General features: G+C 68.1%; 21 protein-coding genes and 1 pseudogene. 13 read left to right on the top strand and 9 right to left on the bottom strand.

Annotated features, from left to right (window positions below; all coding sequences use genetic code 11):
* Window positions 1-703 precede the first annotated feature (703 nt).
* On the bottom strand, window positions 704-1,711 hold the full coding sequence (locus tag OG885_RS31070) for an ABC transporter substrate-binding protein (protein WP_405737586.1): 1,008 nt from the start codon (window positions 1,709-1,711) through the stop codon (window positions 704-706).
* Window positions 1,712-1,823: 112 nt separating this feature from the next.
* Complete coding sequence (locus OG885_RS31065) at window positions 1,824-2,843, bottom strand: LacI family DNA-binding transcriptional regulator (protein WP_405737585.1); 1,020 nt, start codon at window positions 2,841-2,843, stop codon at window positions 1,824-1,826.
* A gap of 289 nt (window positions 2,844-3,132) precedes the next feature.
* Between OG885_RS31065 and OG885_RS31060 the strand changes: the two genes are divergently transcribed.
* From OG885_RS31060 to OG885_RS31025, 8 genes and pseudogenes are all read left to right on the top strand, one after another.
* On the top strand, window positions 3,133-4,293 hold the full coding sequence (locus OG885_RS31060) for a mandelate racemase/muconate lactonizing enzyme family protein (protein ID WP_399955737.1): 1,161 nt from the start codon (window positions 3,133-3,135) through the stop codon (window positions 4,291-4,293).
* Window positions 4,290-5,294 (top strand): zinc-binding dehydrogenase, encoded by a 1,005-nt coding sequence (locus OG885_RS31055; protein ID WP_405737584.1) that lies wholly within the window; start codon window positions 4,290-4,292, stop codon window positions 5,292-5,294. Before OG885_RS31060 ends, OG885_RS31055 begins: the two co-directional genes overlap by 4 nt.
* Window positions 5,295-5,464: 170 nt before the next feature.
* Window positions 5,465-6,433 carry a hypothetical protein gene (locus OG885_RS31050; protein WP_399955741.1) on the top strand — a complete coding sequence of 323 codons (969 nt, stop codon included), beginning with the start codon at window positions 5,465-5,467 and terminating at the stop codon, window positions 6,431-6,433.
* A gap of 141 nt (window positions 6,434-6,574) precedes the next feature.
* Window positions 6,575-7,681, top strand: coding sequence for a multiple monosaccharide ABC transporter substrate-binding protein (gene chvE / locus OG885_RS31045; RefSeq protein WP_405737583.1), 1,107 nt, complete (start codon window positions 6,575-6,577; stop codon window positions 7,679-7,681).
* Window positions 7,682-7,729: 48 nt separating this feature from the next.
* Entirely contained in the window at window positions 7,730-9,280 is a 1,551-nt protein-coding gene (gene mmsA, locus OG885_RS31040) for a multiple monosaccharide ABC transporter ATP-binding protein (RefSeq protein ID WP_399955747.1), read from the top strand.
* Window positions 9,277-10,521 (top strand): multiple monosaccharide ABC transporter permease, encoded by a 1,245-nt coding sequence (gene mmsB, locus OG885_RS31035; RefSeq protein WP_405737582.1) that lies wholly within the window; start codon window positions 9,277-9,279, stop codon window positions 10,519-10,521. The genes mmsA and mmsB overlap by 4 nt, the downstream gene beginning before the upstream one ends.
* Before the next feature lie 51 nt (window positions 10,522-10,572).
* Window positions 10,573-11,634: pseudogene (locus OG885_RS31030) on the top strand (aldose epimerase family protein); the annotation flags it as partial.
* 162 nt (window positions 11,635-11,796) lie between these two features.
* A complete protein-coding gene (locus tag OG885_RS31025; protein WP_405737581.1) occupies window positions 11,797-13,299 on the top strand; it encodes a pyridoxal phosphate-dependent aminotransferase in 1,503 nt (500 codons plus the stop codon).
* A gap of 21 nt (window positions 13,300-13,320) precedes the next feature.
* Here OG885_RS31025 and OG885_RS31020 read toward each other — a convergent pair whose 3' ends face one another.
* From OG885_RS31020 to OG885_RS31010, 3 genes are all read right to left on the bottom strand, one after another.
* Window positions 13,321-14,754, bottom strand: a complete 1,434-nt coding sequence (locus OG885_RS31020) for a family 43 glycosylhydrolase (protein WP_405737580.1) — start codon at window positions 14,752-14,754, stop codon at window positions 13,321-13,323.
* Entirely contained in the window at window positions 14,736-15,707 is a 972-nt protein-coding gene (locus tag OG885_RS31015; protein ID WP_405737579.1) for an arabinan endo-1,5-alpha-L-arabinosidase, read from the bottom strand. Before OG885_RS31015 ends, OG885_RS31020 begins: the two co-directional genes overlap by 19 nt.
* A 249-nt stretch (window positions 15,708-15,956) precedes the next feature.
* Complete coding sequence (locus OG885_RS31010) at window positions 15,957-17,288, bottom strand: DUF3500 domain-containing protein (RefSeq protein WP_405737578.1); 1,332 nt, start codon at window positions 17,286-17,288, stop codon at window positions 15,957-15,959.
* Between the two features lie 91 nt (window positions 17,289-17,379).
* On the opposite strand from OG885_RS31010, the gene OG885_RS31005 reads away from it, so the two are divergent.
* Together OG885_RS31005 and OG885_RS31000 are read left to right on the top strand one after the other, a co-directional pair.
* Window positions 17,380-18,357: a serine hydrolase domain-containing protein gene (locus tag OG885_RS31005; RefSeq protein WP_405737577.1), complete on the top strand. Its 978-nt coding sequence runs from the start codon at window positions 17,380-17,382 to the stop codon at window positions 18,355-18,357.
* 271 nt (window positions 18,358-18,628) lie between these two features.
* Entirely contained in the window at window positions 18,629-19,399 is a 771-nt protein-coding gene (locus OG885_RS31000) for an intradiol ring-cleavage dioxygenase (RefSeq protein ID WP_399955763.1), read from the top strand.
* Window positions 19,400-19,497: 98 nt separating this feature from the next.
* Here OG885_RS31000 and OG885_RS30995 read toward each other — a convergent pair whose 3' ends face one another.
* From OG885_RS30995 to OG885_RS30985, 3 genes are all read right to left on the bottom strand, one after another.
* Complete coding sequence (locus tag OG885_RS30995; RefSeq protein WP_405742947.1) at window positions 19,498-20,430, bottom strand: hypothetical protein; 933 nt, start codon at window positions 20,428-20,430, stop codon at window positions 19,498-19,500.
* A gap of 177 nt (window positions 20,431-20,607) precedes the next feature.
* Window positions 20,608-21,123 (bottom strand): putative immunity protein, encoded by a 516-nt coding sequence (locus OG885_RS30990; RefSeq protein ID WP_405737576.1) that lies wholly within the window; start codon window positions 21,121-21,123, stop codon window positions 20,608-20,610.
* Between the two features lie 75 nt (window positions 21,124-21,198).
* Window positions 21,199-21,675: an ATP-binding protein gene (locus OG885_RS30985; protein ID WP_405737575.1), complete on the bottom strand. Its 477-nt coding sequence runs from the start codon at window positions 21,673-21,675 to the stop codon at window positions 21,199-21,201.
* Window positions 21,676-21,806: 131 nt separating this feature from the next.
* Between OG885_RS30985 and OG885_RS30980 the strand changes: the two genes are divergently transcribed.
* Genes OG885_RS30980 through OG885_RS30970 form a run of 3 tightly spaced genes read left to right on the top strand, consistent with a single transcriptional unit; the run spans window position 21,807 to window position 23,246 of the window.
* Window positions 21,807-22,625: a helix-turn-helix domain-containing protein gene (locus tag OG885_RS30980; RefSeq protein WP_405737574.1), complete on the top strand. Its 819-nt coding sequence runs from the start codon at window positions 21,807-21,809 to the stop codon at window positions 22,623-22,625.
* Window positions 22,622-22,813, top strand: a complete 192-nt coding sequence (locus OG885_RS30975; RefSeq protein WP_405737573.1) for a DUF397 domain-containing protein — start codon at window positions 22,622-22,624, stop codon at window positions 22,811-22,813. The genes OG885_RS30980 and OG885_RS30975 overlap by 4 nt, the downstream gene beginning before the upstream one ends.
* Window positions 22,806-23,246, top strand: a complete 441-nt coding sequence (locus OG885_RS30970; RefSeq protein ID WP_405737572.1) for a hypothetical protein — start codon at window positions 22,806-22,808, stop codon at window positions 23,244-23,246. The genes OG885_RS30975 and OG885_RS30970 overlap by 8 nt, the downstream gene beginning before the upstream one ends.
* Before the next feature lie 101 nt (window positions 23,247-23,347).
* Here the strand turns inward: OG885_RS30970 and OG885_RS30965 are convergent, their stop codons facing one another.
* Window positions 23,348-24,004, bottom strand: coding sequence for a DUF4360 domain-containing protein (locus tag OG885_RS30965; protein ID WP_405737571.1), 657 nt, complete (start codon window positions 24,002-24,004; stop codon window positions 23,348-23,350).
* Window positions 24,005-24,044 lie beyond the last annotated feature (40 nt).

Raw genomic sequence — 24,044 nt, 5'->3', positions numbered from 1 at the left:
GGGTGGTCATTTACGGCGGGTGGTCATTGCGGCGGGTGGTCATTGCGGCGGGTGGTCGCTACGACGCCCGGTCGCGTGGCCGGTCGGCACGGTGGCCGGTGGGTCGGTGGGCCGGTGGGCCGGTGGGCCGGTGGGCCGGTGGGCCGGTGGGTCGGTGGGCCGGTGGGTCGGTGGGCCGGTGGGTCGGTGGGCCGGTGGCAGCTCCAGTCAGCAGCCACCGCCGATCCGTCGGCACCCACTCTCGGTCGGCACCGACGCCCAGCAGCCACCGTCGCCGGTCGACGCCGCGACGGCACCACGCCCCCGGGCGCCGGCCCTGCGGGGTAGCCGTCACGGTGGTGGCCGCCGAGGCGGTCAGCACCGCCGATCCCTTGGCGCCACCGATCCGCCGGCACCGCCGGCCAACAGCCTCCTCGCCTGGGCGACACCGCGGCCGGACTGCGCCCGGGGCGGCCGGTCGGCACCGGTCGCCGGTCGGCACTGCCATTCGGCGACCGCGCCCCCGGACGGCGGGCGCACCCCGGTCGGCGGGCGCACCCCCGGTCGGCAAGCGCGCCCGCAGTCGGCGAGCGCGCCGCCATCCGGTCGGCGTCGAAGCGTGTCGGCACTCCCCAGCCGCCGGTGCCGCACCGTCGCCGCCCCGTCCCGCCGGTGCCGCACCGTCGCCGCCCCGTCCCGCCGGTGCCGCACCGCCGTCGCCCCGTCAGTACTTGCGGCTCGGGAGGGCGGCCTTGGCCTGGTCCTGCATGAAGTCGCCCTCCTTGGTCTTGATCCAGCGCTCGACCGAGCCGCCGTCGTGGACCGTCTTGACGACCTCCATCAGCTGGGGGCCGAGGAGCGGGTTGCACTCGACGATGGCGTTGATCTTGCCCTCGGACATGGCGACGAAGCCGTCCTTCACGCCGTCGACCGAGACGATGAGGATGTCCTTGCCGGGCTTCTTGCCGGCCGCCTCGATGGACTGGATGGCGCCGATGGCCATGTCGTCGTTGTGGGCGTAGAGGACGTTGATGTCCGGGTTGGACTGCAGGAAGGCCGCCATGACCTGCTTGCCGCCGGCGCGGGTGAAGTCACCGGTCTGGGTGACGACGATCTTCCAGTCGTCCGCGTGGTCGGCGTCCATGACCTCCTTGAAGCCCTTGGCGCGCTCGATGGCGGGGGCGGCGCCGGTGGTGCCCTCCAGCTGGGCGATCTTCACGTCGCCCTTGAGGCCGGCCTTGGCGATGACCTTCTCGAGGATCTTCGCGGCGCGGCGGCCCTCGTCGGTGAAGTCGGAGCCGACGAGGGTGACGTACAGGGACTCGTCGGAGGTCTCGACGGAACGGTCGGTGAGGACGACCGGGATCTTCGCGGCCTTGGCCTCCTTGAGCACCGCGTCCCAGCCGGTGACGACCACCGGGGAGAAGGCGATGACGTCGACCTTCTGCGCGATGTAGCTGCGGATGGCCGAGATCTGGTTCTCCTGCTTCTGCTGGGCGTCGGAGAACTTCAGGGTGTAACCCGCGTCCTTGGCGGCGGACTTGACCGAGTCGCTGTTGGCGGTGCGCCAGCCGCTCTCGGAGCCGACCTGGGAGAAGCCGAGGGTGATCGCCTTGCCGCCGCCGCTGCCCGCGGAGTCGCTGGAGTTGTCGTCCTCCTTGGCGCAGGCCGCCAGGGTGCCCGCCGCCGCAACGCCGATCGCCGCAGTCAGGAAGTTCCTTCTGTTGAGCATGTTCTTCTCCTTTGAAGAGCCAGGACAGATCGCACCGCGTCCAGCCTGTCGATCATTATTCGAAATCTCGGTCACACTGGTGTGCGAATTGCGACGATTGATGGAGGTCGGGTCAGTCGGGTGCCGTGCTGGCCCTGACGACGAGTTGGGGTTCGATGGCCACTCCGGGCGCCCCGGAGGGAGCCCGGCCCTCGATGAGGTCCAGCAGCAGGGCGATGCTGTGCTTGCCCACCGTCGCGAAGTCCTGCCGGACGGTGGTGAGCGGAGGCGCGAAGTACTCCGACTCCGGGATGTCGTCGAAGCCGACCATCGCGACGTCCTGTGGCGTGCGCACCCCCGCTTCCCGCAGCGCCCGCAACACCCCCAGCGCCATCTGGTCGTTGGCGACGAAGACCGCGGTCAGTCCACGGCCCACCCAGCCGGCCAGTTCCTGGCCCGCCCGGTAGCCCGAGAGCGGACTCCAGTCCCCCCGCAGCGGCGTCGGCGGCTCGATGCCCGCCGCTTCGAGGGTGGCCCGCCAGCCGGTGACCCGGTCGGCGGCCTCCTGCCAGTCCTCGGGTCCGGCGAGATGCCAGACCGTCCGGTGCCCGGCGGCCAGCAGATGCCCGGTGGCGAGCCGGGCGCCGAGCTGCTGGTCGACGTTGACGCTGGGGATCTCGGCGCCTGATCCGGTGCCGACGACCACCACCGGGAAGGGGTGGCGGAGTTCGGCCAGGGCCTCGACCGCCGAGCGCTGCGGGGCGAGGGCGATCACTCCCTCCACGCCGCCGTCGCTGAGATGGTCCAGGGCCTCGGACAGGGTCTCCTTCGCCAGCTTGTGCAGGCTGACCGTCGAGACGGTGTACCCCGCGGCCCGGGCCGCGTCCTCCAGCGCGAACAGCGTGCTGGCCGGGCCGTACAGCGTGGTGTTGGAGGCGACCACACCCAGGGTGCGGGTGCGGCGGGTGGCCAGGGCGCGGGCCGAGGAGTTGCGGCGGTAGCCCATCTCCTCGATCGCCCGCAGGACCTTGGCCCGTGTCTCGTCCCGGACGTTGGGATGATCGCCCAGTACCCGGGACACCGTCTGGTGGGACACCCCGGCGAGGCGTGCCACATCGGCCATGGTGGGCGGCCGGAGCTCCAAGTGGTTCACGGCCGCACCTCCTGGCGGTCAGCGATCGGTTGAATGCGAGGCACATTGTGAGCGCTAACAATTCATGGCGGTCAAGAGGGCTGCAGCGGGAAGGTCGTCACGGTTGAATAACGCAGCAGGCTGCGGGAGTTGAGATACCGGACGGATGTGCACGTCACCAAGACCGTTACGCCGTTCGACCCTCCGACCCATTGACACCCCGACCGAGACGTCCTTACGGTCGGGCCAGCATTTCGAACGTGAGCCGAAATTTCGAACAACGAGCTCGAGAGCCTAGGGAGTAGCTGACGTGCGCATCACGGGAATCAGCACGCACGTGGTCGGGACGCCATGGCGCAACCTGACCTACGTCCAGGTGCACACCGACGAGGGACTCACCGGAGTCGGCGAGACCCGCATGCTGGGCCACACCGACGCCCTCATCGGCTATCTGCACGAGGCGAAGACCAACCACATTCTCGGGTCCGACCCGTTCGCTGTCGAGGACCTCGTCAAGCGCATGAAGTACGGCGACTACGGCCGTGCGGGCGAGATCGTGATGTCCGGCATCGCCGTGATCGAGATGGCCTGCTGGGACATCAAGGGCAAGGCGCTCGGCGTCCCGGTCTGGCAGCTCCTCGGCGGCAAGGTCACTGACAAGGTCAAGGCGTACGCCAACGGCTGGTACACCACCGAGCGCACCCCGGAGGCCTACCACAAGGCCGCCCAGGGCGTCATGGAGCGCGGCTACAAGGCGCTCAAGATCGACCCCTTCGGCACCGGGCACTTCGAGCTGGACCACGAACAGAGCCTGTACGCCGTCTCGCTCATCGAGGCCGTCCGCGACGCCATCGGCCCGGACGCCGAGCTGATGCTGGAGATGCACGGCCGCTTCTCCCCCGCCACCGCCGTACGCCTGGCCAAGGACCTGGCGCCCTTCAAGCCCGCGTGGCTGGAGGAGCCGGTGCCGCCGGAGAACCTGAAGGCGCTGGAGAAGGTCGCCGCCAAGGTCGAGATGCCGGTCGCCACCGGTGAGCGCATCCACGACCGGATCGAGTTCCGCGAGCTCTTCGAGAGCCAGGCCGTGGACATCATCCAGCCCGACGTCGGCCACATCGGCGGCATCTGGGAGACCCGGAAGCTGGCCGCGACCGCCGAGACCCACTACATGCTGGTCGCCCCGCACAACGTGGGCGGCCCGGTGCTGACGGCGGCCTCGCTCCAGGTCGGTTTCACCGCGCCGAACTTCAAGATCCTCGAGCACTTCAACGACTTCGCGGACGCCGACATCAAGAAGGTCGTCAAGGGCGCCCCGCAGGTCGTGGACGGCTACTTCGAGCTGTCGCACGAGCCGGGCCTGGGCGTGGAGCTGGACGTCGACGCCGCCGCGGAGTTCCCGCAGCAGCAGGCCCGCTTCGACCTGTGGGCCGACGGCTGGGAGCAGCGCAAGCCGAAGGGCACCGAGCAGTGAGCAGCGCGGTCGTCGTCGGGGCGCCCGGCGAGCACGAGCTCGTCGAGCACACCCCGCGCGCGCCCGGCGCCGGCGAGGCCCTGGTCCGCGTCCACGCGGTCGGCATCTGCGGCAGCGACCGCGAGGTGTACCAGGGCAACCGGCCCGAGGGGTACGTCCGCTACCCGCTGACCCCGGGCCACGAGTGGTCCGGCACGGTCGAGGCCGTGGGCGCCGGGGTGCCCACGTCACTGGTCGGCCGGAAGGTGGTCGGCGAGGGCTTTCGCAACTGCCAGGTCTGCGACCGCTGCCACGCGGGCGAGACCACGCTGTGCACGGACGGCTACGAGGAGACCGGGTTCACCCAGCCCGGCGCCATGGCCGCCACGCTCACCCTGCCGGCCCGGCTGCTGCACGCCCTGCCGGACGACGCCGATCTGACGGCGGCGGCGCTCCTGGAGCCCGCCGCGTGCATCGCGGCCGCCGCGATCAAGGCGAACGCGCGGCCCGGCGAGCGGGTCGCCGTGGTGGGCACGGGGACGCTCGGGATGTTCGCGGTGCAGTTCCTGCGGGCGGGTTCGCCCTCGGAACTGCTGGTGGTGGGCACCCGCCCGGACCGCGCGGAGCTCTCGAAGACCTTCGGCGCCACCGACTTCCGCACCCGGGACCAGGAGCTGCCCGACGACTTCGACGTCGTCATCGAGACCGCCGGGTCGGCGTCCGCCGCGAACACCGCGGCCTCGCTGCTCCGGCGCGGCGGCCGGCTCGTCCTGACGGGCATCCCGGCCGCGGGCGCCGACGGACTCGACCCCACCGATCTCGTCGTACGGCAGCTGGAGGTGCACACCGTGTTCGGGGCGCCGCCGGACGCCTGGTCGCACACGGTGCGGGTCTTCGGGGCCGGGCTGCTCGATCCGCTGCCGCTCGTGACGCACGAGCTGCCGCTGGAGGAGTTCCCGCGCGCCATCGAGCTGGTCGGATCCGGTGACCCGACGGTCGGCAAGGTCCTCCTGAAGCCATGACGACGGAAGCCATGACGACCCCCTGAGCCGTACGCCGGTACGGAGTACCTGACGACTTCGTACCGGCGTACACCCAAATCCCTGGGCCTTTTTTAAGCCATGTTGCACGAAGCCTTGTTGCACGCAGAGCCGCGATCCACGTCCGAAATACCGAACACGAAGGACAGCTTGTGACCGAGACCACCGCCAGCGCGGCCCGACGACCCGGTGAGCAGGCGCTCGCCGCGCTCGGTCTGGGCGCTCCCGCCCTCGACCCGGCCGACGCCTCTGCGCACACCTTCCCCGGTGGCGGCCGCTGGCGCACCGAAGTGCCCTCCGTGGAGGGGCCCGAGGCCCTCTCCGTGGTCCTCAAGGAGTCCTCGCGGCTCGATGTGCCGATCCACCGGATCAGCCAGGGCAGCGGCGTGTGGATGCTCACCGACGCCGAGATCACCGAGATGGTGGAGGCCACCGCCGAGCGGGACATCGAGCTCTGCCTGTTCACCGGCCCTCGCGGCACCTGGGACATCGGCGGCTCCACCCGGACCGACTCCAAGGGCGCCGGGCTGCGCGCCCGCGGCCACGACGCGGTCGCCGGCTGTGTCGAAGACGCCGTGCGGGCAACGGAGTTGGGCGTGAAGTGCCTGCTCGTCGCCGATGAGGGCGTGCTGTGGACGCTGCACCGGGCGCGCGTCGCCGGGATCATCCCGGCCGACACCACGCTCAAGGTGTCGGCGCTGATCGGCCCGGTGAACCCGGCCGCGTACGCCGTCTACGAGAACCTCGGTGGCGACTCGATCAACGTGCCCAGCGATCTGACGCTGGATCAACTCACGGAGATCCGCCGGGTGTCGGGCGCTCCGATGGACATGTACATCGAGGCGCCGGACGATCTCGGCGGCTATGTGCGGATGTACGAGGTCGCCGAGCTGATCCGGCGCGGCGCCCCGCTGTATCTGAAGTTCGGCCTGTCGAAGGCTCCCGGGATCTACCCGTACGGCCATCACATGCGCGAGCTCACGCTGTCCACCGCCAAGGAAAGAGTGCGGCGCGGACGGCTCGCCCTGGACCTGCTCGCACGGCACGGGGCGGACGGCGACATGGCGCCGCTCGGCTCAAGACTGCCGGGCGCGCTGACGCGATTCGAAACGCCTGCATAACGTTCCGGACAACGCCCCTTCACAGAAGCCGACGTAGTCGAACAGACTCCGACACAACTTCTCTCGGTCGATCCAGCACCACCGACAGGCGCCCGCATCGCCGGACCGCCCACAGTCTCTAGAACATCAAGGATGATGATCATGCTTAACCGCAGAGCTGCACTCTCCGCCATAGCCACCTCGGCCGTCCTCGCCCTCTCCCTGACCGCCTGTGGCCAGGACAGCGAGGGTGGCAGCGCGGAGAGCAAGGGCGACTCCAAGGGCGGCACCATCGGTATCGCGATGCCGACCAAGTCCTCCGAGCGCTGGATCGCCGACGGCAAGAACGTCGAGACCAACCTGCAGAAGCTGGGCTACAAGACCAAGCTGGTCTACGGCGAGGACGAGCCCGACCAGCAGGTCTCGCAGATCGAGAACCTGATCACCCAGGGCGTCAAGGCGCTGATCGTCGCCGCGATCGACAACAAGTCGCTCAACAACGTGCTCCAGGAGGCGAAGGACGCGGGCATCCCCGTCATCGCCTACGACCGTCTGATCCTCGGCACGCCGAACGTCGACTACTACGCCTCCTTCGACAACTCCAAGGTCGGCGAGCTCCAGGCCAACTACATCGTCGAGAAGCTCGGCCTCGCCTCCGGCAAGGGCCCCTTCAACATCGAGCTGTTCGCCGGCTCCAACGACGACAACAACACCAAGTACTTCTTCAACGGCGCGATGAGCGTCCTGAAGCCGTACATCGACTCCAAGAAGCTCGTCGTCAAGTCCGGCCAGGTCGACCTCAACAAGGTCACCACCCTGCGCTGGGACGGCGCCACCGCCCAGCGCCGCATGGACGACATCCTGACCGGCTCCTACAAGTCCGGCCGGGTCGACGCGGTCCTCTCCCCGTACGACGGCATCTCCATCGGCATCCTGTCGGCGCTGAAGTCCGACGGCTACGGCACCAAGTCCAAGCCGCTTCCGGTCCTGACCGGTCAGGACGCCGAGCTGGCCTCCGTGAAGTCGATCATCGCGGGCGACCAGACGCAGACCGTCTACAAGGACACCCGTGAGCTGGCCAAGGTCGCGGCCAACATGGTCGACGCGGTGCTCAACGACAAGAAGCCCGAGACCAACGACACCAAGACCTACGACAACGGCTCCAAGGTCGTCCCCGCCTACCTGCTCAAGCCGGTGAGCGTCGACAAGAGCAACTACAAGCAGGTCCTGGTCGACGGCGGCTACTACACCGAGGGCGAGCTCAAGTAGTCCCCGTCCTGTAGTCGCTTGCAAGAAACCAGATTGGAAGGCACGACCATGGCGGGACCCGTCCTGGAAATGCGCTCGATCGTCAAGACCTTTCCCGGTGTGAAAGCGCTGTCGGACGTCACGCTGACCGTCCGCCAGGGCGAGGTCCACGCCATCTGCGGTGAGAACGGCGCCGGGAAGTCCACCTTGATGAAGGTGCTCTCCGGAGTCCATCCGCACGGCACGTACGAGGGCGAGATCCTCTTCGAAGGGGACGTCTGCGAGTTCAAGGACATCCGGGCGAGCGAGGCGCACGGCATCGTCATCATCCACCAGGAGCTGGCGCTGGTGCCGTACCTCTCCCTCGCGGAGAACATCTTCCTCGGCAACGAGCACGCCTCGCGCGGTTTCATCGACTGGCGCGAGACCCTGCGGCACGCGAGCGAGCTGCTGCGCCGGGTGGGGCTCAGTGAGCACCCCGAAACGCGGGTCGCCGACATCGGTGTCGGCAAGCAGCAGCTCGTGGAGATCGCCAAGGCGCTCTCCAAGAAGGTGAAGCTGCTGATCCTGGACGAGCCCACCGCCGCCCTGAACGACGAGGACAGCGGCAAACTCCTGGATCTCATCCTGGAGTTGAAGAAGCAGGGCATCACCTCGATCATCATCTCCCACAAGCTCAACGAGATCCGCAAGGTGGCCGACTCCGTCACGATCATCCGGGACGGCAAGACCATCGAGACCCTCGACGTGAAGTCCGAGGAGACCTCCGAGGACCGGATCATCTCCGGCATGGTGGGCCGCGACCTCGACCATCGCTTCCCCGAACGCACCGCGTACGACGGTGAGTTGGACGCGGCTCCGGCCCTGGAGATCCGCGACTGGACCGTGCACCACCCGATCGACCAGCAGCGCAAGGTCGTCGACGACGTGTCGATCCATGTCCGGCGCGGGGAGATCGTCGGTATCGCGGGCCTGATGGGCGCGGGCCGCACCGAGCTCGCGATGAGCGTGTTCGGCCGCTCGTACGGGCGGCACGCGGGCGGCACGGTCCTCAAGGACGGCAAGGAGATCCGCACCAAGTCGGTCGCCGAGGCGGTCGACCACGGCATCGCCTATGTCACCGAGGACCGCAAGCACTACGGCCTCAACCTCATCGACACCATCAACCGCAACATCTCGCTGAGCGCCCTGAACAAGGTCGCCAAGCGCGGGGTGGTCGACGAGCACGAGGAGCGGAAGGTCGCCGAGGGCTTCCGCAAGTCCATGAACATCAAGGCGCCGACCGTCTTCGAGCCGGTGGGCAAGCTGTCCGGCGGCAACCAGCAGAAGGTCGTCCTCAGCAAGTGGATCTTCGCCGGTCCCGAGGTGCTGATCCTGGACGAACCCACCCGAGGCATCGACGTCGGTGCCAAGTACGAGATCTACACCGTCATCGACCAGCTGGCCGCGCAGGGCAAGGCGGTCGTCTTCATCTCGTCCGAGCTGCCCGAGCTGCTCGGCATGTGTGACCGCATCTACACGATGGCCGCCGGGCGGCTGACCGGCGAGTTCTCCCGTGCCGAGGCCTCGCAGGAATCGCTGATGCGCCAGATGACCAAGGACAAAGAGGTAACCCGATGAGCACGGATGTGACCGCCAAGACGCCGGCCCCGGCGCCGCCGGGCAAGAGCGGCTCCGCCTCCGGCGACAACCTGCTGCAGCTGATGCTGGACGGCCTGCGCCGCAACATGCGCCAGTACGGCATGCTGATCGCCCTCGGCCTGATCGTCGCGCTGTTCGCGGTGTGGACCGACGGTGACCTGCTGCTGCCGCGCAACGTCTCCAACCTGGTCCTTCAGAACAGCTACGTCCTGATCCTCGCGATCGGCATGATGCTGGTCATCATCGCGGGCCACATCGACCTGTCGGTCGGCTCGGTCACGGCGTTCGTGGGCGCGTTCGCGGCGGTACTGACGGTCCAGCACGACGTGTCCTGGCCGATAGCCGTGGTGCTGAGCCTGGCGGTCGGCGCGGGCGCGGGTGCGGCACAGGGCTTCCTCATCGCGTATCTCGGCATACCGTCGTTCATCGTGACCCTCGCGGGCATGCTGGTCTTCCGCGGCTTCACCGAGATCCTCCTGGAGGGCCAGACCCTCGGCCCGTTCCCCGGCGGCCTCCAGAAGATCGGCAACGGCTTCCTGCCGGAGACCGGCCCGGACACCAACTACCACAACATCACGCTGCTCCTGGGCCTCGCCCTGATCGTCTTCGTGGTCCTCCAGGAGGTCCGTGACCGGGGGCGCCAGCAGGAGTTCTCCCTCGACGTACTGCCCAGGAACATCTTCCTGCTGAAGCTCGTCTCGATCGTCGCCGCGATCCTCGTGGTGACCATGCTGCTCGCCAGCTACAAGGGTGCCCCGATCGTCCTGCTCATCCTGGGCGCGCTGGTCGTCGGCTACGGCTACCTGATGCGCAACTCGATCTTCGGCCGGCACATCTACGCGATCGGCGGCAACCTGCCGGCCGCGAAGCTGTCCGGTGTGAAGGACAAGAAGGTCACCTTCCTCGTCTTCCTGAACATGGGCGCGCTCGCGGCCCTGGCGGGTCTGGCGATCGCCGCGCGACTGAACGCGGCGTCCCCGAAGGCGGGCCTCAACTACGAACTGGAGGCCATCGCCTCGGCGTTCATCGGTGGCGCGTCCATGAGCGGCGGTGTCGGCACCGTCCTCGGTGCGATCATCGGCGGTCTCGTCCTCGGTGTGCTGAACAACGGCATGAACCTCCTCAGCGTCGGCTCCGACTGGCAGCAGGTCATCAAGGGCCTCGCCCTGCTGGCCGCGGTCGGGTTCGACGTGTGGAACAAGCGCAAGTCCGGTTCGTAGCAGAGCGGTTCGAACGGTTCGGGCCCCGTCGGACGACGGGGCCCTTTCCATGGGAGGAGACACCCGGTGCAGGAACTCTTCGGCAAGCTGGCCGACGGGACACGGATCCACCGCTGGTCGCTGGAGAACGGCGGCACCCGGATGAAGGTCCTGTCCTACGGCGGGATCGTGCAGTCCCTGGAGGTCCCCGACCGGCAGGGCCGGTACGCGAACGTCACCCTGGGCTTCACCCGCATCGAGGACTACGTCGACGCCAGCCCGTACTTCGGGGCACTGATCGGCCGGTACGGCAACCGCATCGGCAAGGGTGCCTTCACGCTGGACGGCTCGGCGTACCAACTCTCCGTGGACGACGGCGAGAACAGCCTGCACGGCGGCGAGGCCGGCTTCGACACGGTGGTGTGGGACGTCGAGCCGTTCGAGCGCGGCACCGACGTCGGCCTGCACCTGTCGTACACCTCCCCCGACGGCGAGATGGGCTACCCGGGCACGTTGACGGTGAAGGTCACGTACACCCTCACCGCCGACGGCGACTGGCGCATCGACTACGAGGCCACCACCGACAAGCCCACGGTCGTCAACCTCACCCACCACGCCTACTGGAACCTCGCGGGCGAGGGCAGCGGCACGATCGGGGATCACGAACTGGCCATCCCCGCGGCCCACTTCACACCGACCGACCCGGGCCTGATCCCGACCGGTGAACTGGCACCGGTGGCGGGCACCCCCTTCGACTTCCGCGAGCCGAAGCTGATCGGCCGGGATCTGCGCACCGGGCATCCGCAGCTGCTCGCGGCCAAGGGGTACGACCACAACTGGGTGCTGGACAAGGGGATCACGGCGGAGCCGCAGGAGGTCGCGGTTCTTCGCGACCCGTCCTCGGGCCGCACCCTGCGGATCGCCTCCACCGAGCCCGGCCTGCAGTTCTACTCGGGCAACTTCCTCGACGGCACCCTGGTCGGCCCGGGCGGCCGCACCTACCGTCAGGGCGACGCGCTGTGCCTGGAGACCCAGCACTATCCTGACTCCCCGAACCACGAGAACTTCCCGTCGACCGTGCTGCGACCTGGGCAGACCTACCGGTCGACGACCGTGCACTCCTTCCCCAGGTGACCCTCCTTCACAGGTGGCACACAATTTCTTACCGATTTCTCAGCGGTTGAACAGTGCCACCCCAGCCCCCGTATGTATGAGCGGCCCGTGCTCCCCCGCGCGGGCCACCCAAAGACGACGGACCCGGCCGTCCCCAACGGGTCCGCCCCATACGGAGGTTCCATGGCCGAGAACGTCACCTCGCTGTTCCGCAGCACCGCGGCACACAGCCCGTCGATGGCGGCGTTGACGCGGGCGGCCGGCGACGGGGCAGGCCCGATCGACTTCTGTATTCCGGTGAACCCCTACTTTCCCACCCCGGGGATGTGGGACGAGATGTCCAGCCGCCTCCGCGACATCATCACGTACTACCCGTCCAGCGCCGACACCATCACCGCCGAGCTCTGCAACCTCCTCCAACTCCCGCCGCAGGCCGTGGCGATGGGCAACGGTTCCACCGAACTGATCACCTGGATCGACCACCTGCTGGTCCGTGAGTCCCTCGCCATCCCCGTCCCCACCTTCGGCCGCTGGACCGACCAGCCCATGGAGACCGGCAAGCGGGTCGACATGTTCCCGCTCCAGGAGTCCAGCGGCTTCGCCCTCGACCTCGCCCAGTACGCCGAGTTCATCCGGGCCAGGGGGACCCGGGCGGCCGTGATCTGCAACCCGAACAACCCCGACGGCGGCTTCCTCCACAAGCACGCGATCGTCCAGTTCATGGACGCCATGGCCGACCTCGACCTGGTCGTCATCGACGAGAGCTTCCTGGAGTTCGCCGACGCGGAGGCGGAGCCGAGCGTGGTCCAGGAGGCCATGCTGCGGCCCAACGTGATCGTGCTTCGCAGCCTCGGGAAGAACTTCGGACTGCACGGCATACGCTTCGGCTACATGGTCGCCAACCCGGCCCTCGCCGGACGCGTCCGCTCCATGCTGCCGAAGTGGAACCTCAACGCCTTCGCCGAGTACGTGGTGTTCATGCTCAAGGAGCACGGCGCCGAGTACGCGCAGAGCCTCCAGCAGGTCTACCGGGACCGCCTCGACATGTCGAGCCAGCTCTCCGCGCTCCCCGGTCTGACCGTCTACCCCTCCCAGGGAAACTTCCTCTTCGTGCGCCTCCCCGTGGGCGCCGAAGGCACCGTGGTCCGGGACCGGCTGCTCTCCGAGCACCGGATCCTGGTCCGCGAGTGCGGCAACAAGATCGGCTCGTCCAGCCGCTTCCTGCGTCTCGTGGTGCGCCCCCAGACGGACGTCCGTCGCCTGGTGTCCGCAATGGAACAGGTGCTCTACGGGACCAGGAGGGGAGCCGCCGTACCCGAGCTGGCTACCGGGACCAGCTACAGCTCGGGTACGGCGGCCGTGGACCGGCTGATGAGCAACGGGGTGGGTATGCCGCTGGCTGCGCAGGCGCAGGCTATGGCGGCGGCTCCTCAGCCGACGCCTGCGCCTATGCCTATGCCAATGCCGGTTGCTCCGCAGCCGCAGCCGATGCCCATGCCCATGCCGGTTGCTCCTGCGGCTGCTGTTCAGTCGCCGTACGGGGTGGGGGGTGGACCTACGCCGCCTGGGGTGCCCGCGCGGGGTGGGCTCACGGCGGCGCAGGTTCGGGGGACGGACGGGTTGACGCCGGCGCCGGCTCAGGGGTGGCCTAACAGTGGGGCTTGGCCCAATGCTGCGGGGGCCTGAGGAGCGCGGGCGGAGTTGCAGCTAAGCCGGGTTTAGTTTCCACTGTTGGCAATTGTTGTTCAGCCAGGTCCATTGCCTGACATCCGCCGCGTCTGCTGTTGAGCAGTCTGCTACGTCCGCCACCTTGCCGGTCGCCTGGTTGACGATGCGGACGTAGCTGCTGTCGGTGACGATGAAGCGGAAGCGTTGGCAGGTGTTGTTCAGCCAGCTCCACTGGCGGAGGTCGGCGCCGTCCGCGCTGGAGCAGTCGGCCGTGTCCAGGACCTTGCCCGTGGCCACGTTCACGAGCCTGCTCGTGTCGTCGCCCTGGTCCTCGACGCGCCACTTCTGGTTGTTGCCACCGTTGCAGGTGTACTGCTGGACGTTGGCTCCGTCGGCGGTCGAACTACCGGCGACGTCAAGGCACTTGCCGCTGTTGCGGTTCGTCAGGGTGTACGTCGTGGAGGTGGACGAAGGCTCGCCGGACGGGCCCGTCATGCTCGACCCCAGCGCCACCGGGGTGCCGAAGTTCGGGGTGCCGTCGGAGTTCCAGGTGAACTTCTGGGCGCGGGTCGTACGGCCGTTGTCGCAGCCGTCGGAGGACGAGTCGTTGGCGTGGTAGACGATCCAGTTCTCGGTGCCGTCCGGCGAGGTGAAGAAGCCGTTGTGGCCGGGGCCGTAGACTCCGGCGGAGTCGTTGCGCTGGAAGACGGGGGTGGACTTCTTCGTCCAGGACGAGGCGGAGAGGGGGTCGGAGCCCGTCAGGGTGAGCTGGCCGAGTTTGTAGTCGGGGGTCCAGCAGCCGCTCGCCGAGTAGATGAGGTAGGTCTGGCCGCCCCGCTGGAGGATCTCCGGGCCCTCGTTGACCGTGCCGCCGCTCGTCTCCCAGGAGTAGGTCGGCGTGGAGATGGTCGAGAAGCCGGTGGCGAGGGTGTACGGGTTGGACATCCTGGCCGCCACCAGGTTCTGGGTGCCGCCGCTCGCGCTGCCGAAGAGGTAGAGCTGGCCGTTGATGGTGCCGACCGTCGGGTCGAGCATCCAGGCGGAGTTGAGCTGGTTCTTGTAGGTGTACGGACCGGTGGGATCCGTCCCCGCGCTCTCCAGGACATGGGTGCGCTGGGTGGCGTTGTAGTCGGTGATGTTCTGCCCGGCGACGTAGTACAGGTACCACTTGCCGTTGAGGAAGTGGATCTCGGGCGCCCAGATGTTGCAGCAGCGCGAGGACGCGTCGCCGGTCCACACCTGGTAGTTGGGCGCGGTGGCGAGCCCGGCCAGCGTGGTCGACTTGCGCATGGTGATGACGTTGGTCCAACTCGTCGTCACCATGTAGTAGTTGCCGTTGTAGTACGAGATCCAGGGGTCGGCGCCCTTCTGCGTCTTGATGGGGTTGCTGAAGGAGGCCGCGCTCGCGGAGGACTGCCCGAGCGACAGCGCGAGCAGCAGCGCGGCCAGCAGGGTCAGTAGGCGACGGGCCATCCGCTGCTCCAGTTCAGAAGGTTGATGCCGAGCTTGGGCGTGCCGTTGTCGTTGCCGTCGTAGTAGTGGTAGACGATCAGGTCGCCGTCGGAGTCGTTCATGATCGACTGGCCGCCGGGGCCGATGATGCTGCCGTGCGATTCGAGGACGGCGGTGCCGCCGTTGTTCGTCATCGCGACGCCGCTCTTGTCGTAGTACGGGCCGGTGACGCTGGTGGCCCGGCCGACCTTGACCTTGTAGGTCGAACTCGTGCCGGCGCAGCAGGTGTCGTACGAGGCGAAGAGGTAGTAGTAGCCGTTGCGCTTGACGATGTACGGCGCCTCGACGGCCTTGGTCCCGGTGGGGCGGGACGCGAGCGAGTAGCGGGTGGTGTTGGAGGAGAGCTGTTTCCCGGTGGCGGGGTCGATCTGGATCATCTTCAGACCGGTCCACCAACTGCCGAAGGACAGCCACCACTTGCCGTCGTCGTTCACGAAGAGGTTCGGGTCGATGGCGTTGTAGTCGCTGGAGGTGGTGGAGGTGTAGACGACGCCGTAGTCGGTCCAGGAGCCGGGAAGGCCGGTCGTGGAACCGGCGAGCCCGATCGCCGACTTGTTGGAGCCGAAGGTCGAGACGGCGTAGTACATCAGGTACTTGCCGCCGTGGTACGAGATGTCGGGCGCCCAGGCCTCGGTGGCGTACGAGGACCACCAGGCAGGCTTGGTGGTGAAGGCGTCGCTGCCCGCCGTGAAGGCGATCCGGTCGGTCGAGGTGCGGTAGCCGAGGCCGCCGCCGGTGCCGTAGAGGAGGTAGCGGCCGGCGGAGGTGCGGATCATCGTGGGGTCGTGGATGACCGTGTTGCCGGTGACCGTGCCGGGGTTGGGGTACGCCGACGCGGTGGAGGGGATCAGGGCGAGCAGAGCGGCGGCGGGAAGGGCGAGGAGGGTGGTTCGGACGCGCGAGGTGCGGCTCACACGGGCCTCCTTGACGGAAGGGGGAGTTGATGTCCGAAATTCATGTGCGAGATTTCGAACGTCGATCGTCAATTCGGACGGACCGTAGAATCGAATCAGTTGCGCGTCAACAGCCCTGACGTCACTCACGTCTCAACAGCCCTGACATTCACAGCTTGTTGACAGTCGAAGTTCTCTTGTACAGAGATCAAATACTCCAGCAACTCCCGCGGAGCCGCGTACTTCTACGACGACGGCGACACCTTCGCGTCAGTGGTCGTTCTCCAGATGGAGCTTGAGCAGGTCGATGCCGTAGTCGCCGCCGTTGGGTGTGCGGACGATGGTGTGGATGTGCTCCTGGGACGGATCGCTGCCGCCGGAGCCCCCCTTGTAGAAGAGGGGGGCCTGGGCGTCGTACTCGATGAGGACGACCGGACTGTGGATCCGGTAGTAGAAGGCGGAGTCGTCCTTCGTCTCGCCCATCCAGAAGAAGTACGTGTCGTCCAGGTGGTCCTCCAGCTCGGTCATCCTGACCTCGGCGTGGCCCTCGTTGACGTAGCCGATGTACACCCGCGCCAGCGCCAGCAGCTTCTTCCGCTGCGCCGAGGTGAGTTCGGAGCCCTTGAGCCCCTCGTAGGCGAGCTTGAGGTTGTCCTGGCCGGCGCCGGCCTTCATGTCCTCGTTGCCGTTGGACTGCGAGGAGACCGCCTTGGTGCGCTGGGCGGAGGTGAGGGAGCGGATCATGGCGAGGCCGGCGGTGGTCTCCGGCCGGAAGAGGGTGATCTTCTCCCCCTTGTACGTGCCCGTCGTGGGTTCGGACCCCATGAACGTCGGCGTCATCACGACCTGGTCCCCCAGGACGAAGTAGTTGATGGCGACGTGATGACCCTCGTACTGGAAGCCCCACGGCTTCGTGGTCGACGGGGTGCCCATGAAGGTGAAGAAGTAGTGCCCCTCGGTCAGGGTCTTCTGGTTTCCGCCGTTGGAGTCCCCGAGGAACGCGTTGAGCTTCATGATGCCGCGGGTCTGGGTGAGGCCGTCGGCGGAGAGCGCCTTGCCGAGGAGCGCGTAACCGAGATTCCGCTGCTTCTCCGTGAGGTCGCCCATGCGGACGCCCTTGCGGTCGTAGCCGTCGACATTGCTCCACGCCGTCCATTCGTCGGCGTCGATGTCGAACGTGCAGGACTTGCGCTCCTTGGCGGACAGCCCGTCGAGGAACGCCTGGGCCGCCTTGACGAGTCCGTCCGTGGAGACGTCGGTGGAGTGGATCGTGTAGAGGTCATCGACGACCTTGCCGTCGGTGGTGACGCCGACGACGTCCGCGTACTTGACCTGGGAGGCGCCGGGGCCCATGCCCCCGCCTCCACCGCCACCGGGTCCCCCGGGTCCACCGGAGGGCATGCCGCTGGGGGCGCCACCAGCGGCGGCCGAGCTGGAGGCGGCGGCCGTGTCGTCGGCGCCCGAGGAACAGCCGGTCATGGTCGCCATCGCGGCGACGCCACCGGCGAGCAGCGCCTTGTTCATGAACCAGCGGCGGCTGCGTTCGGCGTCGGGGGTGCGGGGCCGGTGCCCGTGGCTGTGGTCGTGTCCGTTTCCGTGCATACGGACGAGGATCGCGGGCCTACCTGAAGCGTTCCTGGGTGAAGTCTGTGGACGAGCGGTCGGCCATGGCGCCCTCAGTAGCATGCTGACCGTGGATCTTCAGAAGCTGATGAACGAGCAGGCCGGTCTTGGTGCTGTCCCGGCGGTGGTGGCGGGGGCGTCGCGGGCGGGGACACGTACGACGGCGACGCGCGGAGCAGCTGGAGGCGTGGCGCCGGAGTCGTCCTTCCGTATCGCGTCGCTGACGAAGGTCTTCACCTCCGCGGCCCTGGTCCGCACACTGCGGGACAAGGGCGTACCGCCGGCCACACCCGCCATCGACCTGCTGCCGGCCCTCGCCCCCGACTGGCGAGCCGACCCGCGACTCTCCGTCGAGCAGCTCCTGGGCCAGGTGTCGGGCCTGCGGGAGTCGGTGGACGCGGGGATGGTGAAGGCGCTGGGCGAGGGGGACGACGCCCATCTGGAGGCCGCGCGGCTGGTCGTCCGCGCCGGGAACGAGCGTGCGCCCGGCGAGCGTTGGTCGTACTACAACGGCAACTACTTCCTGGCCGGCGCGATCCTGGCGAGCCTGAGCGGCACGACGTACGAGAAAGCACTACAGGCGTCCACCCTCACCCCCTGGAACCTGAGCCGGACGGGCTTCGCCGCCCCGCCGACGGCCGTCCCCGGCTGGGACGGTACGACCGAACTCCCGCCGCTCCCCTACCCGCGCACCCGGCGCCCCAGCGGCGGCCTGTGGTCGTCGGTGCCGGAGCTGCTGGCGGCGGGCGAGGGCCTCTTGGCCGACCACGCCCTGCTGGCGGAGATCCGCCGCCCGCGCACCCGCGCCGAGGACCCCATGACGTACGGCCTCGGGTGGGCGGTGGGCCCATCGGGCCAGCTGTACCTGAACGGACGGCTGCCCGGCTATCGGGCGGCGATGGTCCTGGTCCCGGACGAGGAGTACGTGAGTGTGGCGGTCGCCGACGAGCAGAACGCGCTGCCCGCGCTGGCGACCCTGCTGAGCGCCATGCAACAGGCACTCACCGGGGACGACATCGCGGGGTTGATCAACGACTTCGCGGCCTGAGACGGTCGCGGCGCGGTTTCCGTTGGGCGGCATTCGGACATTGCGTTGCGCGCGGCTGACGTAAGGCAGGAAGGGGCAGCCGGGGCACGGACTCGGCAAACGGGATCGCCAACAGGATCGTCGACAGCCGAAGGGTGGAGTCGCCCTCGAATGCGCTGCTCAGAGCCGTCTCACCGCCGCCGATCACCGTGTCCTGCAGACCTCTTGACGCTCCGTCACTTTGCCTAACTGACAGGCCTCCGACAGCATCCGTTTCTACGGTGCCGTGTCCATGACAGACACTTCGGAAGCAACCCCCACCCCGGTCGGGCGCCGCACCGTTCTGATCGCAACCGGCGCCACCGCAGCGGCAGTCGCCGTAGGCGTCGCCGCGCCCGAAGCCCCCACAGCCGACGCGGCCGACCACACCGCCCCTGTCGCCGCCGCGGCCGTCTGCACCCTCACGAAGGAGATGACCGAAGGCCCCTACTACCTGGACGGCGCGCTCGTCCGCTCCGACATCCACGAGACCAAGACCGGCTTCGTGCTCAAGCTCGCGCTCACCGTCGTCAACGACGACACCTGCGCGGCGATCCCCAACGCCCTCGTGGAGATCTGGCACGCCGACGCGCTCGGCGAGTACTCCGGTTACGTCGGCAACAACGGCCACAACGAGGCCGACAACGGCACGTTCCTGCGGGGCGGTGTCCTCACCAACTCCAGCGGCGTCGCCAACATCACCACGGTGTACCCGGGTTGGTACCGGGGACGCTGCGTCCACATCCACGTCAAGGTCCACACGGGCGTGACCCTCACCTCGGACGGCTCCTTCACGGGCGGCAACGAGGTCCACACCGGCCAGCTGTTCTTCGACGAGACGATCACGGCGAGAGTGGGCGCGCTGTCCCCGTACTCGGCGAACACGGTCACCCGTACGACGCTGGCCCAGGACTCCATCTACGACGACGCCGGCGCCTCCTCCGGCCTCCTGACCCTGACGGCGATCGGCAGCTCTCCGTCGTCCGGGTACACCGGCACGCTGACCCTCGGCGTGGAGGTCTGACCCAGCCCCTCCCGCGATGCCACACCTCCCTGGGGCCTGCTGCCGGCGGCGGGGTCCAGGGAGACCGCGTGCCGCGCGGGCGTCTGCCGGACGGTCAGTCAGTCCTGTCGCGGCCCGATCCCCGGAACCTCTGCATCCATCGCAACCTCTGCATCCTCCGGATCCCCGGCGAACAGATCCTCGGCCCGTTCAACCGTGCGGGACCGCTCCAACCAGGCGTCCACGCGGTCAAGGTCGGTGCAGCTGGTGATGCGCTCACGCACGCTGTCCGACACGGAGATGCCGCGCACCTCCAGCACGAACAGAACCCCCTTGGCCTCGCCTCGGGCCTCGCCGTCGGCCTTGCCCTCCAGGTAGGCCGTCTCACGAACCGTCCCCCGGCCGGGGAAGTAGCTGACGAACGACATGATTCCCTTCCATTTCTCTGCGGCTGGGGTGTCACCCAGGTTGATTTCCAGGAACTCGAAGAAGTACTCGGCGGTGCCGGAATCGGTCTCCCGGAGTTCCTGAAGGGCGCTGCCGATGGCTTCCAGTATGGCGTCACACTCCGGGCTGCGGGCGTGCGCCAAGGCCGAGAGCACAGCCAGCGCGAGGTTCTTCGCCACACTCCTGGCGTCGGTGATCACCGGCAGGTTGTCCGGCCCGGCGACGAGCGGATACACCCGGAGCGCCGTCCAGCCACGCGCACCGCAGTCGAAAGGCCCCGCTGCCCATCTGGCCGTGGCCCGGTCCTGACAGACCACGAGAAGCAGCACGGGCAGACGGTACTTCGCTTGGAGATACGCAACGTAGTACGCCCAACTCGCGTCCTTGCCCATGACCTTGGCCGACTGCGCCTCGATAGCGAGCAGAAAGTCGTCACCGTCGGACGGGCCGATGCGCAGCACGGTATCCACGCGGCGCTCCAGCGGCCGGGTCTCCGTCACGTCCGTGGTGACGGCGTCCACGGTCGCCTTCGCGGACAACTGGACGCCCAGCGCTCCGAACACGGGCGCCAGGATCTCGGGCCGCTCCTGAAAGATCCGGTGCATACCCTCGTGAGCTGAAGTGACCATGCGCGCAACGTAGATCGATCCCTGGACCAGCCACCCGAAGAACCAGAACCCGTTCACCCTTTCGAGCGGCGACGAAACGTTCAGCTCCGACCGGGTGTCGTCACCGGAGCGGCCGTCTCGGCAGCACTCGTGACTCGTGGCGGTGGATCAGGCTCAGCAGTCAAACACCGACCAGCAGATGTCGTTGCGCAATCGCTGGTCGTCGAGTACCAGCTCGCGAATCGCTTCCGGGAGCTGGTCGCGCTGCCACTGGCATTCGAGTCGCCCCGCGGCCTCGCTCTTGTCTTTTGGCGCGGCTGCGCGTGCGGCCTTGATCGCGTAGGCAGCCGCGCCGAGCTCGTGCGCGGCGACGTGTGCGACGACTGCGGCTTGACCAGCGGCGTAAGCGGCATGCCGTGCTGCGCCACGCAGGTCTCGAGCGGCGCCCATTGCGTGGCCGCCCGCCGCGCGGGCCTGCATCATCTTGACCTCGCCGCGGACCCAGGCGCGGGCATGCTCGATCGCCTGGCGCGGGCGTGGGTCCTCAGGCTGAGCCGTCTCGAAGAGGTCAAGGACGTGCTCCGCGCAGGACGCCGCCCAGAGGGCAAGGAGATGGTGATCCGAATCGGTGAGGGTCCCACCGCGGCGGATCGTCACGAAGCGAGGGTCTCTGACCTTCGGGAGGATCATGGTGAGCCTTCCTTCTGGCGGGCGGCGTGGGACTGTCCTGAAACAAGACACTCCCAGACGTGGCGGCCCCTGAACTCAGGGCCCCTCACCCCGTCGCGACAGTCCCAGCCACCCCGGCACATCCACCTCCGCCCGCACGGTCTTCCCCGGCGGGGGTTGCCGGTCCACCACCTCCCACCGGTCGGCCAACGCGCCGACCAGCACCAGGCCGCGTCCGGCTTCCGCCAGCGGGCGCGGCCTTCGTACGTCGATGACGGCATCGGCATCGGCGCGGGTGTCGGTGACCTCGACGCGGATACTGCCGGTGACGAGAGAGAGGGCCAGCTCGAAGTCCCGTCCCGGTACGCGGCCGTGGGTGACGGCGTTGGCGGCGAGTTCGGCGACGATCACGGCGACCGCGTCGGAGACGTCGCTGCCGTGCGGGATGCCCCAATCCTGGAGCTGGTGCAGCGCGAGGTGTCTGGCCAGGCGGGCGCCGCGCGGTGTGGGACTGAGGCGCTGACGGAACGTGCGTGCGATAACCCGTCCGGGGCGCGTGGGGGGTGCGGTCATGGGGCCCAATCTGGCCTGCGCGAGGGGCATTTCTCCAGGTCGACGCCGCGTACGCTGCGGAAGCGTACGCGGTTGCGGGGTGGACAGTACTTGTGACTGACCGTGACCATGACCGCGGGAGGTGGGCGAGCATGGTCGATGAGCCGGAGTCGTCGGACAGCCTGCGGACGTTCGGGGCGGTGTTGCAGGCACTGCGGGAACACGCTGGGCTCAGCCGGGAGGAGTTCGCCGAGCTGGTGCGGTACTCCAAACACACGGTGGCTTCTGTGGAGTTGGGGAGAAGGATGCCGGACCTCGCCTTTGTGGAGCGGTCGGAGGAGGCCACGGGCAACACCGGGGCCTTACGGAAGGCGTTGCCGAAGCTGGCCCGGCAGCCGGGGTTGGCAGCATGGTTCAGGCGGTGGGCGGCGTTGGAGGCGACCGCGGTCACGTTGTACACGTACGAATGCCGAATGGTTCCAGGGCTGCTCCAAACGGAGGGGTACGCACGCGCCATGTCCGCCGATCAGTTGCCACCGCTGGACGACGCCCAGATCGATGAGCGGTGGGCGGCGCGGTTGGAGCGACAGCAGTTGCTTCGCCAGCGACCCAACACGGCGTTCGGGTTCATGGTCGAGGAGAGCGTCTTCGTTCGGCACACCGGCGGGGTGGAGGTCACGCGCGAACTCATCGACCACGTCCTGGAGATCGCCGAGCTTCGAAACGTCGACTTCCAGATCATGCCGCTCAAACCGCCGTCCCACTCCGGACTGCAGGGCCCGATCCGCCTTGCGGAGACTCCTGAGAACCGGTGGTTCGCCTACAACGAGGGGCAGGAAAGCGGCCAGTTGATCACCGACGCGAAAGTGGTCAGCGCTCTCCAGCAGCGCTATGCCAGGATGCGTTCACAGGCTCTCCCCAGCCCCGAGGCCGTGAGCCTGCTACAGCGGATGCGAGGAGACCTCCTATGAGCACCGACGAACTGTCCTGGTTCAAGAGCAGCTACAGCAGCGCCTCCGGCGATGACTGCGTCGAGGTCGCCACCCGCCCCACCACCATCCACGTCCGCGACTCCAAGACCCCCAGCGAGCCTCACTTGACCCTGTCCCCCAAGACCTGGCAGACCTTCGTCACGTTCGCGAGCAACCCCCTTGGCTAGACAGAGGTTCAGCCTCTTCGACGAGGTCCAGATGGCCTGCGCGGACATGGCGGACGACCTGAAACTGACCGGCCCCGCAGAGGACTACGTGGTCGCGCCGACCTTCACCTACAGGGGCGTTGGCGTCGAGTACCAGTTCTTGGTCGACGGCAGGGAGGGAACGGTGGGCTGCACGGTCGAAGTGCCCACAGAAACAGCCAATCTGACCGTCGGCCTCGAGGCGCTCGCCATCGCCGCCGGTGTCGTGGAAAAGCGCGGCGGCATCTCTTACAGCGCCCGGAACCAGAACCAGTTCCGCAAGTCGCTCCAAGGACAGGTGGACTACATCCGTCGCGTTCACCCCTTCCTCACCGACCCCACCACCGCCGAGCCCTTGATGCGGAGAGCCGACGCCCGTGAATGGCTTCTCCCGCAGTCCCAGTCGGAGGAGTGACGAGCCCCGTCGGGACGGTATCGCCAAAGAGAATCCCCAAGGAGACCATCTCCGGCGATACCATCCTGCGGCCCGAGCCGCAGCCGCTCGCGTCTACTGGGCTATGCCTCCGGGCACTCCTTCCACGCCAAGTGGTACACCGTGCTGATGTCCCCGTCCGTCGAGTCCATCGTCATGAAGCTGACCTTGTTCGCGGATGTCGAACCCGCCGCGACCCTCAGCTCCGTGTTGATGTTGAAGTTGCGCTGAACTCCGCAGGGCGCCCAGACCAGTTGGGCCCAGTCGGTGGTGTCGGTCGCCTGCCAGTTGTCGTTGTAGGGGCCGGTGAAGGGGTGGGAGCGGGATGCCGTGTTCGGGGAGCCCTGGAAGTAGTACGAGGCTCTCTGGGTGCCCGTCGCGCCGGACTGGAGTGCGGCGAAGCCGCGGTAGTCCGCGCTGGCGATGGCGTACGTGAAGCCCTGCGGGACGTGGACTATCAGGTTGAGTTGGCAGTTCTTGCGGAAGGCGGTCGGGTCCGAACCGCCGCCCGCCTGGGCGAGGTAGTCGCTGTAGGTGACCGTGAAGGCCGTGTTGTCCTCGGAGACGGCGACCGCCGTCGTACCGGCCGGGCAGCCCGAGCCGTTCACCGTCGCGACCTTGATGACGATCTTGTCCGGCGGCGGGTCCTCGAACCCGCCGGACGACGTGGCGGCCTGCGCCGGTAGTGCCGTGGTGAGCAGAGCGGCTACCGCACCGCTCAGCAGGAGCCCACGAGTCATGGTGTCTCCGTAACAGTTGGGGGGTGGCTGACGTGCCACC

Origin of the sequence: Streptomyces sp. NBC_00028, from assembly GCF_045041065.1 — a bacterium.
Classification (GTDB): Bacteria; Actinomycetota; Actinomycetes; order Streptomycetales; family Streptomycetaceae; genus Streptomyces.
The sequence above is the reverse complement of the archived record's forward strand: the minus strand, read 5'-3'. Positions and strand labels throughout refer to the sequence as shown.

Coding starts and splice junctions, on each gene's coding strand:
- OG885_RS31070 (WP_405737586.1), bottom strand. CDS start 1,711: ATGCTCAACAGAAGGAACTTCCTGACTGCGGCGATCGGCGTTGCGGCG.
- chvE (WP_405737583.1), top strand. CDS start 6,575: ATGCTTAACCGCAGAGCTGCACTCTCCGCCATAGCCACCTCGGCCGTC.
- mmsA (WP_399955747.1), top strand. CDS start 7,730: ATGGCGGGACCCGTCCTGGAAATGCGCTCGATCGTCAAGACCTTTCCC.
- mmsB (WP_405737582.1), top strand. CDS start 9,277: ATGAGCACGGATGTGACCGCCAAGACGCCGGCCCCGGCGCCGCCGGGC.
- OG885_RS31025 (WP_405737581.1), top strand. CDS start 11,797: ATGGCCGAGAACGTCACCTCGCTGTTCCGCAGCACCGCGGCACACAGC.
- OG885_RS31020 (WP_405737580.1), bottom strand. CDS start 14,754: ATGGCCCGTCGCCTACTGACCCTGCTGGCCGCGCTGCTGCTCGCGCTG.
- OG885_RS31010 (WP_405737578.1), bottom strand. CDS start 17,288: ATGCACGGAAACGGACACGACCACAGCCACGGGCACCGGCCCCGCACC.
- OG885_RS31000 (WP_399955763.1), top strand. CDS start 18,629: ATGACAGACACTTCGGAAGCAACCCCCACCCCGGTCGGGCGCCGCACC.
- OG885_RS30995 (WP_405742947.1), bottom strand. CDS start 20,430: ATGCACCGGATCTTTCAGGAGCGGCCCGAGATCCTGGCGCCCGTGTTC.
- OG885_RS30990 (WP_405737576.1), bottom strand. CDS start 21,123: ATGATCCTCCCGAAGGTCAGAGACCCTCGCTTCGTGACGATCCGCCGC.
- OG885_RS30985 (WP_405737575.1), bottom strand. CDS start 21,675: ATGACCGCACCCCCCACGCGCCCCGGACGGGTTATCGCACGCACGTTC.
- OG885_RS30980 (WP_405737574.1), top strand. CDS start 21,807: ATGGTCGATGAGCCGGAGTCGTCGGACAGCCTGCGGACGTTCGGGGCG.
- OG885_RS30975 (WP_405737573.1), top strand. CDS start 22,622: ATGAGCACCGACGAACTGTCCTGGTTCAAGAGCAGCTACAGCAGCGCC.
- OG885_RS30965 (WP_405737571.1), bottom strand. CDS start 24,004: ATGACTCGTGGGCTCCTGCTGAGCGGTGCGGTAGCCGCTCTGCTCACC.